Source organism: Mesobacillus subterraneus (assembly GCF_003937825.1).
Classification (GTDB): domain Bacteria; phylum Bacillota; class Bacilli; order Bacillales; family Cytobacillaceae; genus Mesobacillus; species Mesobacillus subterraneus.
Genome location: NZ_RSFW01000014.1, coordinates 56,628 through 71,430 on the forward strand (window position 1 = coordinate 56,628; position 14,803 = coordinate 71,430).

Consider the following 14,803-nt stretch of genomic DNA (forward strand, 5'->3'; position numbering starts at 1 on the left):
TTACAGGCCAATAGCTGCTCCAGGCCTGCTTGAATCGGCAGCACCATACAGCTTCCCTTCTTCCTGGTCAATCAAGATCGCCTGGACATTGCCGATTGGCTTCGCACGTTCAAGGAACTCGAATCCCATATCTTCGAGCTTGATTTTTGCCTGCTCGTCCATACCTTCTTCCCACCAGATGAATGGTCCTGTACTGTTATAAATTCTCGGTTCCTCGATCGCATCTTTTAAATCCATATGATAGTCCATGATATTGATGATCATTTGGGCAACAGAAGCGATGATGGTCGGGCCGCCTGGTGAACCCACCGTCAGGACAGGCTTCCCTTCTTTAAAAACAATCGTCGGGGTTTTCGTGCTGACCGGAGATTTTCCAGATTCAATGCTGTTGATGTGATTCGGCTCAGGATAAAAATCAGTCAAGTCATTGTTTAACAGGAAGCCATAACCCGGCACCATGATTCCCGAGCCCATGACATGTTCAATGGAAGATGTACAGGCTGCAACATTTCCCCATTTATCCACCGCAGTAAAATGGGTGGTTTCTCCGCCGGTCTTAAAAGCTTTGACTTCAGCATTGCTGCTTTCAACTCCTTCATACTTCCATGGATCACCAAAGTCGATATCAGGATTCCTGGAAATCCAGTTGATCATGTTCTGTCTTTCTTTGATATATTCCGGGTGAAGGAGCCCCTTTTCAGGTATGGCCTGGAAAGCAGGATCCGACATATAGGCTAGTTTATCGGAGAAGGATAACCTCATCGTTTCCGCAAGCAGGTAATATTTTTGCCAGGATGTCTTTTCATACTTTTCCAGGTTGAAGCTCTCAAGAATTTTGAGCATCTGGATCAAAGTAATACCGCCGCCGCTTGGAGGGGCCGGGGCTGCAATTTCATACCCCTTGTAAGACCCAGTGACAGGTTTTTCGATTTTTACTTGATATTCCCGCAAATCCTCCATGGTCATGAGACCGCCCTGCTCCTGGAGTGTCCGAACGATCGCTTCGCCGATCTCACCATCATATAAGGCATCAATTCCGTCCCTTTGGATAAGTCGGAGTGTCTTGGCAAGATCTTTATTTTTCACCCACTCCCCTTCGACTCTCGGAATCCCTTCAGGAATAAAAAACTTCTTAGCCTCGTCCCCCATCCGCACCTTAAGGATTTCAATCGCCTGGTCCCATTGCCAATTAACCCGGAAACCATTTTCCGCAAGCTGGACAGCGGGTTCAATCACCTTGTCCAAAGGCATGGTCCCATATTTCTTCAATGCAGTATCCATTGCCTTAATCGTACCTGGAATCGCCACGGCCGTAGGGTGGGTGGACCTATGGAAGTAATCCATCACACTTCCGTCTTCTTTGATGAACATATCTTTTGTGACAGCTTTAGGTGCTTGCGAGTGTCCCTCTATGACCCTGGTTTCTTTCTTATGGTTGTCGTAATAGATGATGAAACCATTCGAACCGATGCCCGTATTGAAAAGTTCGACCACACTAAGAGCAAATTGCACGGCGACAAGTGCATCCATCGCATTTCCGCCCTGTCTTAAAATCTCTGTCCCTACCTCAGTCGCTTCACGGACGGCACTTGCCACCATGCCGTTCTGACCTGCTCCCCTTTGGCTTTCTACAGTCGTTTCCGTACTTTTTTGATTACGATAAATTCCCTTCATGTCCTATAACCTCCTGAACAAAATGCACAAGCGCCTTGTCCCGCCCCGACAAGCACTGGAGGGCCGACCAGTGAAGTTGTTCTTTGACTTCATTGGGCGGACCGAAATAGAATGTTTAGCACACTGTCCAGAAACGCAGAAACTGGAGACTCCGACAAAGAAGCGCTTTTTGCTTCTGCCGGCGGAGTTGAAGTTTCAGAGTTTCTAGGAGGCGACACTGGACAAGTCTGTCGAGGGGCTGGGCGCTGGAGCTAGATTAAAATACCTTTTGCTGTTATCCACAACTAAATCATTTTATAATTTGCAAAAAAACTATGAAAAAAACACACAGCCGTGTGTTCTCGTTCTATAAACACTCGTTAGATCTATGTCAGCGTAACCATGCTTGTATCTTCATAGCTATCCAGAATTCTTCTGTATAAAGAACAAAGTACCCGGTATCGATTTCTGTAAAACAATTGTGAGTAAAATGAGAAAAACCTGGCAGACCAGGAGCTAAAAGTATGTGATTATAGTAGACTAGTGCTACCAGATGATAAAGGCAGGGGAAAAATATGGATCGTCATGTCGTTTTTGACTGGATTGGAAGCCAAAATTCTTTCGTCGACCAGCCAAACATCCTGGAGCTGGGACATATCGTGATTGGCAGGTATGGAGGAAATTCCAGTTCAGGGCAGTATAAAAATGAAGATGGGTGCTTTGTGTTAGCAGACCTTGAGCAAGATTGGGAGTTTATGATTCTTTTAGATGCTCATAATACCGCAGCAAGTGCAGAATTGATTGTACGGAATTTTAACCAGCGAAAGAAAGATATTGAAGAAGCATTGGCTCGCACTCCCAATCTTGCATTTCAGGAGGTCCATGCGCTCGTGATCAATCTTTTTCAGAGCCAGGACTTTCTGGAAGAATGCAGGAATGTCCAGGGAGAAACTGCCTGCCTGATTGTTGCCCGCAAAAGCAAATATTGCTGGTGGTTCTCTGTAGGAGATTGCCTTTTATACCTACACCATCCCGAACTTGCCAGCCTGGGGCAATACCAACTGAATCAACGCCATTTTTACGAATGGATCGGGCAGGTGAATACATTCGATCTCCCCATACCTTGCTACAGCAGCGGCATCAGGGAATTGAGGAAAGGGTTGAACCACCTTTTCATGACAACAGACGGGTTGGTTGAATGTCCTGGAGAACCGTATCTTGAACCGAAAGCAATCTTCGAAGAATTTAATGTAGAAGCCAACACAGCTGCGGTACGCACCTTGCTTTCCAAGATTCAGGCTCACCAAGTAAGGGACAGCACGACCATCGTTTCCTGGATGGTCGAAGTGGAAGAAGAAGCGAGTGAACCTAGTGATATGTGAAATAAGGTCGAGGGTATGAGTAATTACCTTGCTTTTCCTGTCCGTCATAAGAGTTATGACGGACACTTTTTCTGGTTTTTCCGCTTTTTCTGTCCGTCATCGCGGGTTGTGAAGGACACTAATACATCCCTACTATTATCCTAAAAAAATTCCCAGTGAGAGATGGTCTATCATTCTATATAATATAAAACTGGCTTTAAAATTACGTGGTTCGAAACCATCCCACGATAAAAAACTAGGAGCGATGAAAAATGAATACGAAGATGATTGTCCGGAACGGGATTCTCGCTGCTTTATATATTGCCGTTTCCGCGATTATCCAGCCTTTTGGCTTCACTAACGTGCAGTTCCGCGTCTCAGAAATGTTCAACCACCTGATTGTCTTCAACAAGAAATACTTCTTTGGAATCGTTTTGGGTGTGTTTTTAACAAACCTGCTCTTTTCTCCAATGGTCGCTTATGACCTTGTCTTCGGAGTAGGACAGTCCGTGATTTCACTGCTGATTGCGATTTTTACGGCAAAATATATCAAGAATATCATCGGCCGCATGGTTGTGAACACTTTGGTTTTCACGTTCACCATGTTCCTGATTGCCCTTGAGCTGAACCTGGCATTCGGGCTGCCATTCTGGTTCACCTGGCTGACAACAGCAGCCGGCGAGTTCACGGTAATGGCTATTGGCATTCCGGTCATGCTTGCGATCCATAAGCGTGTGAACCTGGAAAAATTGGTCTAATTATGATTAAAACGCATGGATTTGGAATCCATGCGTTTTTTCAATGTTAAAGCTTTTATTATTCCCATGCCGTTCAAACTATGAATAGACGAGTTCTTTCTTGCTCCTTTTCGACTGATACATATTTGCATCGGCAGCAGACATCAACTCTTCCATTTTCCCCAAGGATTTGCTGGAATAGGCGCAGCCTATTGATATTTCTATCATGGGACCTATTTGATCCAAGTTTGCACGATTTATTGCAGACTCAATGAATTCTATAAAATCGAATACCTCCTCTTCCCCTTTCCCATTGATCAGTATGGCGAATTCATCGCCGCCAATCCTTGATGCAGAGATGTTCTTAGATGAAAAAGAAGCTAGTACCCGGGCTGTCTCAATGATGAGCTTGTCTCCTTGTTTATGTCCAAGTGAATCATTCGTTTTTTTCAGGTTATCCAAATCGCATAAAATGATGGCGATTCTGTCATTCTTTTTTGAATTGAAGAATTCTGCCTGTTTCTCGAAGTAACTCCGATTGAAGATGCCCGTCAATCCATCATGGTTTACCCTGTATTCCAAGTCTTCCTGCAGCTTTATTTTCTCATCAATATTCCGGATGATTCCCTGAACCGCCACCAGCTGTCCACCCTCGTAAACAGGTGTGGCATATTCCTCAAACCAGAGGTATTGGCCATCCGGTCCCTGCCAGCGCTGGAGAATCGTTTTGGTAAAGTCGAGATTGCCTGTTACTTTATTATGAAGCTTGTCAACATCATCCGGATGGGAGCGTTCAAAACAATCATACGGATTTTCCATTGCCGCTTTTACGACACCCTTCCCTAAGTAGGTATCCAATGACGGGCTTATGTATTTGAATTTATACTCTGGCTTTACTTGATAATAGTAAATGACATCCTTTGAACTTTCGACCAGTCTCGCGATCCTGTTTTCCTGCTTATCTTTTTCTTTAAGCTCAGCCTTTTTTCTTCTTAAACAGAAAGCAAGCGTAAGCCCTATTCCCATAACCAGTCCTAAAATAACCTCCATAAACACCCATCCTCTGTACGTACAAGATGTTAACTTCCCATATACTGGATTTTACCATACTAGAGTAATAGGAAAACAGTAGGAGAATCTTCTTTTAAAAACTATATTTTATGAAACTGCCCCCCACATCCATGATCGGCACTGTGTCTGTGATGTCTAGCTGACTGCAATAGCGGACGTCCTCTGCAAACCCTCGTTCCCGCAACTCACGTCCACTGCCGCATTCCCATACCAGATCCTTCATTCTTCCTGCAGAACCGTTAAAAGCTGCCGCACATACTTCTGCCTCGGGTGATTTCTCTCCGTTCATCCTGGAGATGATGGCACCTGCCCCCAAATAGTCTTCGACCGAGGGGCGCAAACTGCTCTCATTTTCTCGCACATCATTCCACATTTCACCGCACGGGACCACCGTAATGGCTGCGCCTGTTTCCTGCTGGAGCTTCTCGGCTGCTGCTGCCGCTGCTGATGCATTGAGCAATGACCCTGTTAGCAGCGCTGGGACTCTGGAGACAATCCAGCAACAATGTGCTCCGTTCAGTGATGACAGAACATAGCGCTTGTTACGGTGAACCTCACTGAATGACACAGGAGATAAAGTTGGCCTCCCTGCTCTGGCTGCTTCTGACCTGCCAAGAATATACTCGGCATCTATGCTTTCTGCAAACTTTTTCCCATCCAGATCCGGTGGATACGGGAAAATGACAGCCCGTGATTTTAACGCTGAAACGACCGTGGACGAAAAGCTGAGCACATCGACAATGATGACAATGTCCCCTCGTTCTGATGCCTCGCGGGCCCCGCGTCTTCCCCATTCCATTTTCACTTTAAAAGGAGCCTGGCTGAACATGAAACTCACCTCGTATTTTTTCTAACGAAAATATATTCTCGTTTTACATGCCGATTCCTTCTCAGTGTTAAGCCCTATATGAAAATCTGTCTCTGGCTCATTATGAAACTTCAGCATGAGGGATAAAATGGAAATATCTAAAAGGACAGAAAAAATTTCTTGATTTTGCCCAAAAAATCATACAGCACCAAGTATAAATATGAAAAAATATCAATAAAACCGAAAAAACTAGTTATTTTTTCCTATTATTATGTGTATAATCTGTTTTTGGGTGAATAAAATAGAATTTTTTTACAATCCTATTTTGCAATAATATTGGGGAGGATTTTATGAGTTTATTGAGATTCATTGTTCAAAGAAAAATTTTGGTCAGTTTAATGGTTGTATTAGTTTTATTGATTGGCAGCTTTTCAGTTTTAAAGCTGGATAAAGAGCTCTTTCCATCAATAAAGATGGATGGTGCTTATGTGGAAATCTATGCCGGGGAGATGCCGGCAATTGAAGTGGAACGAACAATCACTGCTCCGCTTGAAAAAAAGATCCTCGGAATTGAAGGCGTAGAGGAAGTCCTTTCGAGCAGCAACATCGGGAAAAGTTCCATGCAGCTCACGTTTGAACGGGGACTTGGTGAAGAAGTTTTCAAAGAAGTCGAGTCAGTGGTGAATTCCACAACCTCCGACATTAGCGGTGTCAAAGACGTGATGACAGGACAATTCGGCACAAGCCAGGCTTACGATTTTTTCATGGATGTTTCTGGCTCTGACATGGAGAAGATGACCGCCTTTGCCAAGAACACCCTGGAACCGAGGCTGGAAGCTCTGCCTGAAGTACATGATGTATTGCTGTCAGGCAGCCTGGAAAAAGAAGTGACTGTTGAGCTTAAGCGTGACGAACTTGCAAAAAATGGGCTGGACGCTGCACAGGTGATTGGTGCAATCCAGCAGGCAAACAATGAAGCAACCCTGGGCCAGCTGAACAATGAAACAAACTCTCCTTCCCTAAGATGGAATACACAGCTGGAATCAGTTGAGAATGTTAAAAATTTGCAAATTCCGGCAGCGAGCGGTTTTATCAAATTATCACAGATTGCGGACGTAAAATTACAGCCGCTCGAAAGCTCCTCATTCGTTTGGAAAAACGGCTCAAAGGATTTCATTTTTGTCCAGGTAGGCAGAGTAGCCGATGCCACACAAATCGAGATGGCAGAAGCGGTACGTGCAGAAATCAAACAAATCCGCGAAGAAGGATTGGTCAGCGGCGTTGAATTGAACGAAATGGTCGCCCAGGCGGATTATGTCAAGGACTCGATTGATGGCGTGACGAGCAATATCCTGATTGGTGCCGCTATTGCCGTTGCTATCCTGATGCTGTTCTTGAGAAATATCCGCGCAACATTGATTGTCGGTTTATCAATTCCAACATCCGTACTGCTCACTTTCGCTTCGATGTGGGTTTTTGGTTACAGCTTTAATATGCTGACACTGATTGGCCTTGGACTTGGAATCGGAATGATGGTCGATTCATCCATCGTTATCCTTGAATCCATTTACCGTAAAAAAGAGCTTGGCATCAAGAATATGGAGGCAGTCATTCAAGGAACGAAGGATGTAGCTACAGCTGTACTGGCTTCAATGCTGACGACGATTGTCGTTTTCGTGCCGATTGGCCTGCTTGGCGGGGAGATGGGCTCGTTCATGATCATCCTTTCCGTTGTCGTCGCCATCACACTCATTAGCTCTGTCATTGTTTCGTTCACGCTGATTCCTTCTCTATCCGAGAAGTTCCTGAAGCTGAAAAAGAAAGAAAAAACCAACCAAGAAGGTAATCTTGTACGCGGATACAGCAAAATGATTTCCTGGACCATCAAGAAAAAACGCCACAGCTTTGCTGTCATCGGCCTGTTCTTCCTTATGCTCGTCGGTTCCCTTATGCTGGTGACAAAAATTCCAATGACCATCATGCCTGATATGATGAACAGATATGCTGAGCTTATGGTGACCGTTGAACCTGGTCTAAGCCTGGAAGAAAAACAGGAAATCGTAAGTGAGATGAACAAAGCATTAGATGAGATTCAAGATGTTGAATCAAACTATGTAATGGATAACGGCAACATGTTGTATACGATCATCAACATGACAAAAGGCGATGAAATAACAAGAGAACAAAAAGATGTAAATGAAGAAATTTTCAAGTCATTAAGAAGCCTTGAAGGGAAGGTTCCTTTGAAGAGCGCTGTGGCAGCCATGTCTGGAGGCGGGGGTTCCCCTGTTCAAATCAATATTTCAGGTGAAAGCTTTGATGAACTCCAGTCCATTGCTGATGGGTTTATAGAAGAGCTTAAGTCTATTGAAGGAATTGTTGCGGTTGAAAACTCGATTGAAAGGACCTCTGTTGAACAGGTCGTCCAGCTGAAAGAGTCTGAAATTGAAGAAGCAGGATTGTCCCATCCTCAGATCAAGCAATTCATCGAGCAGGCCTTTTTACAGATGCCTGTGGGTGAACTGAAAATCAATGAGGAAAACGTTCCGTTAAAAGTGAAGTGGGATGAAGAGATGGCAACCAAATCCGCTCTGCTGGATTTGAAAGTCCCGACCCCCTCAGGTGAGAAAAAGTTATCTGAGTTCATCTCATTGAAGAGTGTCGAAAATCCGAACGAAATTTCCCACAAGGATGGCGAAAGGTACATCTCGATCTCAGCAGATATTGAAGGAAAAGACCTTGGCACCATCAACCGTGAAGTCCAGAAGCTGATGGACCGGTATGACGTGCCAGCAGGCTACAGCATCGCACCTGCTGGCGATCTCGAAAAGCAGCAGGAACTGGTTCAGGATATGATTCTGATCCTTGCGATTTCCATCTTCCTTGTCTACCTGGTCATGGCCGTCCAGTTCAATCATCTTGGCCACCCGCTGATCGTCATGTCTGTCATTCCAATGACCATCGTCGGCGTCATACTTGGATTATTCCTGACCCAGCAAGAATTAAGCATCATGTCTGGAATGGGTATCATCATGCTGATCGGGATTGTCCTGAATAACGCAATTTTGCTGATTGACCGCACGAATCAACTGCGCAACGAGGGCCATTCAGTAGAGGAAGCCCTTGTCGAAGCAGGCAAAAACCGCATCCGACCGATCCTGATGACCACCCTGACAACTGTTGGCGGCATGCTCCCGCTGGCCTTGGCTTCAGGAGGATCAGGCAACTACCAGGCGCCAATGGCAACAGCCATCATCGCCGGTTTGAGCTTCGCCACCCTGATTACTCTGCTGCTGATCCCGGCTGTATACCGCATCTTCACGCGGAGTGCAGTCAAACGCAGCTGGTTCAGCCGGAAAGCCAGGAAAAATAACAGCACGGCAAATCCTGTTCCAGAAGCATTGAGCTAGGATTAAAAAAGCAAAGCGAATTGGATTCGCTTTGCTTTTTTGTATTATTGCAATGTACCCCCAGCTTGAATGTATCGGGCATTGAATTCCTGTACGAACTGATTGGTAATTGCGGCGTCATGGATGATCAGCATGTTTTCATCGTTTACATTGTTGCCGTTGTTACTCCAGTTGGTTGACCCTACTATAACTGTAGGATCACTGTCCGTATCGGCATCAATCAGCATGGTTTTGCTGTGGAGCTTACGAGCTTCTGCATCTTTATAAACGGGCGCTGGATTGTTCCAGCGTGTGTTCGGGTTATTGGCGCTTGTTTGTGAAGCCGTACGGCCCGTCATATCAACACTTGCAGACCACCACTGGTTCCAGAAATCGGAATCGAACAATCCTTTTACATCAAATCCAGTCAGATTCCCCTCCATATCATTATATGAACCTTCCCATTTATTCTTAAGTTCATCAACGAGCTTCTGTTCACTCCATGCGAAAATCGAAAAGTATGTATTGTAGTCAGCTTCGTTACGAATCAAGTCGGCCATTTTACCAACAGCATTATCACCTGCTGAAAAATAAATCTCCACCTTTTTTCCATTGATATCAATGATGTGTGTCGTGTTGTCCGTTTTCCGCGTGCTGAAGTTCGAAGCAACAGGGTCAGGCTCTAATAAATGACTGCCCCACATTTCATTAAATTCCGTTTCATAGATACCTGCGAGCTGAGGCCAATTGACTTCAACAATATGATTCTGGTTGCCGTCAAGGATGCCATTTTGCATATTTTCTTCAGTGCCATACAGACCTGTGATGGTAAAGTTCCAGGTACCCGTAAAAACCCAGCGGTTATCTACTATAGCAAATTTATTATGCATTTGGTTACCAGGACCATAATAGCTTCCTGCTGCTTTAGCCTCTGCATCGACAAACAGGCGGCCTGTGGTCTCACTATTCCCTACATTCACCGTTACTTGCTTAATATCATCCGCACTTGCCGGCAATCCTTTAGCCGTTCTTTTTTCTTGATCCTCGAGCGCAAACATCGGGGAATCGGAAAAAACAGTGATGTCATCTGCTGTGCCAATTTTCCCATCCTGCCCGCGAACCATTTTTTCAAGATACATCCGCATCACTTCAAAGCGTTCAGCGTAATGAGGATCTGCTGCATCCTTTGAGTCAGCAATGACACGGACATCAATCCCCTGGGCTGCCTTCTGTACCAAGGTATCAACCACTCGTGGAAGGTTGATTTCATATGTAGCAAAATCAATGCTTTTTGTAGCCGATTTGAGCCTGTTGATTAATACATCTTCAAAATTTACATTATAGTTCGCTTCGTTACCTGGCGATGCATACTGCGGGAAGGCGCACTTATTAAAATAAACATTTATGGCCCCTTCAGTCTCGTTTACATTATTAAGTCGCTGTGTCCTGTCACCGCATACGCTCGGGGCTTCAGGAGAAGGTGTACCGCCACCTGCATCTCCACCCGATCCGCCTCCATCAGTCCCGGTTGAATTGAACGCTTTTGGTGTTCCAAATCCATCTGCATAGCTTGCATTGGCAGTCGCCCAATTGGATGAATCCAATCCAGAAACGGCTGGGTCAATCCGTTCCATCGTTGCCTTTTTCGTATTGTCTCCACCATACCAGGAGTCAACTTCATCGACGACAGTCCCCGATGCATCCAACAGTTTCAGATGCTCAGCTGAATTTCCCAGTGTGCCGCTATATATAAGGTCTGCTTCTATCTCCGTTACCGATTGGTCATCTGTTTTTTCAAGTAAGAAATAGCCATTGGCTGGGATTGTCCCGCTTAGCGGAATTGCAGGCGCTCCGTCGACTGCGTTCAGGTGCCAACCGTCAAGGACTACATCAGACCCGGAATTGTTATAAAGCTCAATCCATTCATCACTATAGCTCTTGTTCGTCCCCATCCAGGCAATCTCACTGATGACCACCTTTGCATTCTCAGCTGCATTCACTGTTGGACGCTTTTCATGAATGATGGGTAAAGAGTTGAAAACAATAAGATCATTACGGTTAATAAAGAATTCAATTTCTTCAACTTAACTACCTCCTCAAAAATAAATCCAAGATAATCATAATGTAAAAATGTTGTCGAAATATGATGAAAATGTAAATAATGCGAAAAATGAATCTTTTTGAGGAGTTTAATCAACCTGTAATTTTCCCAATCAAACAATTGACCCAAAAAACTGCCAGCATGTTCCCAAGTATAATAAAAAAAACGATTCCAGCTAAATGGAATCGCTGTTAACTATTATATTGAGGATTTCTTGCCGAAACAAAACGCTATTCTATCACCTCGGCGCCAAAAGCACGATGGAAACGCCGATCAATCGGATTCCAGCGCCAAGCCAACCAAATAAATCCAGGGCTTTCTTTTCGATTCCCTATCCCCAAAGGACTGCAAGGATGATAATGACTCCGCCATATGCTGCATACACCCTGCCAAAGGTCGGGAAGTTTTGCAGTGTAGGGATGACTCCGTACAGAATGAGGATGCCGTTGCCCAGTAATCCGTACCAATAAGGCTTCCCTTCGCGAATCCACAGCCAGACAAGATAGCCTCCGCCGATTTCCGCCAGTCCGGCGCGATAAATAATAGTATAGCCAGAATCTTAACCACCTCCAATCACTTTTACAGGTAATAATCGGTTATCCCCCAATCTCCTGGATCTGTTCAGAAGGATAAATCGTTACTCCACTCCTATTCAACTGTGCGGCACGATACATGGCAGAAGCCACCGTCTTTCCTTCAATCGCTCTATATTTCTTGAAAGGGCCTGCAAAGAGGAATGGTACTTTCGTAAAAATAGCAGCAGCCGCCTTTTCTCCAAACCTGAACTCCTCCCTTTCGCCCAGCAGGAGCGAAGGGCGGAAGATCGCTGTTGTTTCAAAAGGTATCTGTTTGATTTCCTCTTCAAGTTTTCCTTTCATTTTAGAATAGAAAATCGGCGAATTCGGATCAGCATTCATCGAACTGACCAGCAAAAATCTCTTTGCTTCCTGTGAGCTGGCCAATCTGGCAATCGCTACAGGATAATCAACGTCGATTTTCCACATTGCTTCCTGAGTCTTGGCCTTTTTAATGGTTGTGCCGAGGCAGCAGAATACATCATCCACTGCAAAACTCTCTATATATTGATCCAGGCGATCGAAGTCCACGATTTTTTCTTCCAGCTTAGGATGAGCATTTTCCAACGGCCTTCTCACAATGGCGATTACCTTTTCATATTCGCTCCCATTCAAAAGAAAATGAAGCAGTTCCTTTCCAATCAATCCGGTCGAACCGGCAATTAACGCCGTTTTTCCTGCCAATTACAAAACCCCCTGGCAAAATAGTTTTATCATTATTATTTCACAAAAAATCTTTTAGTCTACAAAAAAACCTGCCCGATGTTTCTGAGGGCAGGTTTCGTTCTAATCAATCTTCCGTTCTTTTTGCATTTGTGTCCTTCTGGCTGCGATGATTAAATTCTCAACTGGAGAGACACGGCCCAATTCGTCTTTGTGGACGATATGCTTCCGTTCGAACTTTGTTGGGCTATCCAGGCCTGCTGCGGCGGCCAGGTTATACAGGCCTTCACGGAGAGAAACGATATAGTTGCAGACCCGGTACATCTTCTCGTCCACCACCAGGCCGTCCTGAAGCTTCTTATCCGTAGTCGCAACTCCGGCCGGGCATGTATTCGTGTGGCAAACCTGCGCCATGATGCAGCCGACGCTGATCATCATCCCTCGGGCGATGTTCACAAGGTCTGCTCCCATTGCCAGCGCAATTGCGACCTTATCAGGCGTAACCAATTTCCCTGACGCTATCAGTTTCACCCTGTCCCTGATTCCGTATTGGCGCAGCATTTCATCCACTACCGGGAGGGCTGAATGGATCGGCAGCCCGACAGTGTCTGCGAGTTCCTGGTAAGTCGCACCGGTTCCGCCTTCGCCTCCATCGACCGTGATGAAATCCGGGCCTTTTCCGCTCTCCTTCATATAAGAAATCATGTTTTCCAGTGCGTCCATGTCGCCGACGACAATCTTGATTCCAACCGGCTTTCCTCCTACCGAGCGCAATTCTTCAATCCACTCAAACATCGAAGGCACATCGCTGAATTCATAAAATCGATTCGGACTGTTGATGGTCTTCCCGACTTCAACAAGGCGGATCCTGGCGATTTCCTCGGTTACTTTTTCCCCTTCAACATGGCCGCCGCGCGTCTTTGCACCCTGGGCCAGCTTAATCTCGAAGGCTTTTACCTGAGGCATTTCACTTTTCTTCTTGAACTCTTCCCATGAAAACTCACCGCTTGGCTTACGGACGCCAAAGAGGTCCGGCCCGATTTGCATGATGATATCAGGGTTTCCGACTAGGTGATGGTTGGATAATCCGCCTTCCCCTGAATTCATCCATGTCCCTCCTGCCAGTCCCAGGCCCTTTGAGAGTGCCTGGATGGCTCTTTCACCAAGTGCCCCGTAACTCATTGCCGACTGACCGACCTGGCCTTTCACCCTGAAAGGATAACGGCACGAATGCTCTCCCAGGACAACTGCATCGTCATCCTGCAAAAGATATGGATCCACCAGTTTTTCCTCACTATGTTCCTTTCTTGTAAAAAGGCCTTCACCATCAATCTTATAAACTCTCGTCTTTATCTTATCCGCATTATCGACCTTCATCTCATCTGTCAGCTTCGGGAACAGCGTATTCCTGATGTAAAAGCCCTCTGCATCGAAATCACGCAGCGACCCGAACCCGATTAATCTCTCCTTATACTTCCCTGCCTTTACGACATCCTGGTATTCCTTCCTTGAAAAAGGTTTCCCTTCATTATCAGCGTTGAATAAATACTGCCTTAGCTCCGGGCCGATATGCTCGGTAAAATAACGAACCTTTCCGATCACAGGGAAATTCCTTAGGATGGAATGCTGCTTTTGCCTGTCATCTTTAAAATATAAGTAGATAAAGAGAAGGACAGGAACAAGGATAATCAGCGTGATGAAGATGAACAGGCCAATCACTAAGTAGTCTGTCAAACCCATTAAAATCCTCCTTTCCTATAATGAAGCAAGCGCTTTCGAAACTGTCGTATCCCCATCCGCCACTTCAAACGTTTTGTTGAAGGTTGCCTCGATTTCAAGCGATTGGACAAGAACTTCCGCAAGGTCTTCACGGGGGATTTCCAGCTCTGCTGATTCCAATGTTACCGCTGCTGATACTTTTCCATTGCCTGGCTTATCGGTTAACGCACCAGGCTGCACAACAGTATATGTCAGCTTCGACTGCCTTAGTAATTCATCGGGCATTTCTTTCGCAGCAATTTCACGGCTTTCATCTCCAATCGACTCATTGGCCGTGACAGCACTAAGCATCACAAAACGTTTGACTCCCTGTCTTTCCGCTTCTTTTACCGTCTCAATGACTGACTGATGGTCCACCATGACCGTCCTTCCTGAAGATCCCTTTGGACTGATCCCGGTAAGGTAAATGGCGGCTTCGTATCCCTCGAAAAGAGTTGGCAGCAAGCGTTCTTCATATACCACGACTTCGGCCGCTCCGCGTTTTTTAAGCAGGCCGATTTGGTTTTCATTTCCTACAACAGCACAGGATTTATATCCATTCTTCAGCAGCCTGCTGACAACATGCTCACCCACACTGCCATGTGCACCAAACACGATGACTTTCATCCGTTCCCCTCCTTTGGTTAACCAGGATAAGTTTTTAAAAAAAGAGAAACAGATAAAATC

Annotated in this window: 10 protein-coding genes, 1 pseudogene and 1 riboswitch; of the genes and pseudogenes, 3 read left to right on the plus strand and 8 right to left on the minus strand. The window is 45.4% G+C overall.

Annotated elements, in window-relative coordinates; all coding sequences use genetic code 11:
* On the minus strand, nucleotides 1-1,674 hold the full coding sequence (ggt, locus tag EJA10_RS12340; RefSeq protein WP_125480317.1) for a gamma-glutamyltransferase: 1,674 nt from the start codon (nucleotides 1,672-1,674) through the stop codon (nucleotides 1-3).
* A 554-nt stretch (nucleotides 1,675-2,228) separates the two neighbouring features.
* Between ggt and EJA10_RS12345 the strand changes: the two genes are divergently transcribed.
* Together EJA10_RS12345 and EJA10_RS12350 are read left to right on the plus strand one after the other, a co-directional pair.
* Nucleotides 2,229-3,035 (plus strand): PP2C family serine/threonine-protein phosphatase, encoded by an 807-nt coding sequence (locus tag EJA10_RS12345; protein ID WP_125480318.1) that lies wholly within the window; start codon nucleotides 2,229-2,231, stop codon nucleotides 3,033-3,035.
* Nucleotides 3,036-3,235: 200 nt separating this feature from the next.
* A riboswitch (PreQ1 riboswitch) is annotated at nucleotides 3,236-3,280 on the plus strand.
* A gap of 6 nt (nucleotides 3,281-3,286) precedes the next feature.
* Nucleotides 3,287-3,772 carry a QueT transporter family protein gene (locus tag EJA10_RS12350; RefSeq protein WP_125480319.1) on the plus strand — a complete coding sequence of 162 codons (486 nt, stop codon included), beginning with the start codon at nucleotides 3,287-3,289 and terminating at the stop codon, nucleotides 3,770-3,772.
* 78 nt (nucleotides 3,773-3,850) lie between these two features.
* On the opposite strand, the gene EJA10_RS12355 is transcribed toward EJA10_RS12350, so the two are convergent.
* Together EJA10_RS12355 and EJA10_RS12360 are read right to left on the minus strand one after the other, a co-directional pair.
* Nucleotides 3,851-4,801: a sensor domain-containing diguanylate cyclase gene (locus EJA10_RS12355; RefSeq protein WP_125480320.1), complete on the minus strand. Its 951-nt coding sequence runs from the start codon at nucleotides 4,799-4,801 to the stop codon at nucleotides 3,851-3,853.
* A gap of 94 nt (nucleotides 4,802-4,895) precedes the next feature.
* Entirely contained in the window at nucleotides 4,896-5,651 is a 756-nt protein-coding gene (locus tag EJA10_RS12360) for a 2-phosphosulfolactate phosphatase (protein ID WP_125480321.1), read from the minus strand.
* A 329-nt stretch (nucleotides 5,652-5,980) separates the two neighbouring features.
* On the opposite strand from EJA10_RS12360, the gene EJA10_RS12365 reads away from it, so the two are divergent.
* A complete protein-coding gene (locus EJA10_RS12365) occupies nucleotides 5,981-9,040 on the plus strand; it encodes an efflux RND transporter permease subunit (protein ID WP_125480322.1) in 3,060 nt (1,019 codons plus the stop codon).
* 44 nt (nucleotides 9,041-9,084) lie between these two features.
* Here the strand turns inward: EJA10_RS12365 and EJA10_RS12370 are convergent, their stop codons facing one another.
* The 5 genes and pseudogenes from EJA10_RS12370 to EJA10_RS12390 all read right to left on the minus strand — a co-directional run bounded on the left by EJA10_RS12370 (nucleotide 9,085) and on the right by EJA10_RS12390 (nucleotide 14,743).
* Entirely contained in the window at nucleotides 9,085-11,019 is a 1,935-nt protein-coding gene (locus EJA10_RS12370) for a phospholipase D-like domain-containing protein (RefSeq protein WP_246017775.1), read from the minus strand.
* A 339-nt stretch (nucleotides 11,020-11,358) separates the two neighbouring features.
* Nucleotides 11,359-11,678: pseudogene (locus EJA10_RS12375) on the minus strand (YnfA family protein).
* A 38-nt stretch (nucleotides 11,679-11,716) separates the two neighbouring features.
* Entirely contained in the window at nucleotides 11,717-12,379 is a 663-nt protein-coding gene (locus tag EJA10_RS12380) for an oxidoreductase (protein ID WP_125480323.1), read from the minus strand.
* 102 nt (nucleotides 12,380-12,481) lie between these two features.
* The gene (locus tag EJA10_RS12385) at nucleotides 12,482-14,098 is read right to left on the minus strand and encodes an FMN-binding glutamate synthase family protein (RefSeq protein ID WP_125480324.1); all 1,617 of its coding nucleotides are present in this window, start codon (nucleotides 14,096-14,098) and stop codon (nucleotides 12,482-12,484) included.
* Nucleotides 14,099-14,113: 15 nt separating this feature from the next.
* Nucleotides 14,114-14,743: an SDR family oxidoreductase gene (locus tag EJA10_RS12390; protein WP_125480325.1), complete on the minus strand. Its 630-nt coding sequence runs from the start codon at nucleotides 14,741-14,743 to the stop codon at nucleotides 14,114-14,116.
* Nucleotides 14,744-14,803 lie beyond the last annotated feature (60 nt).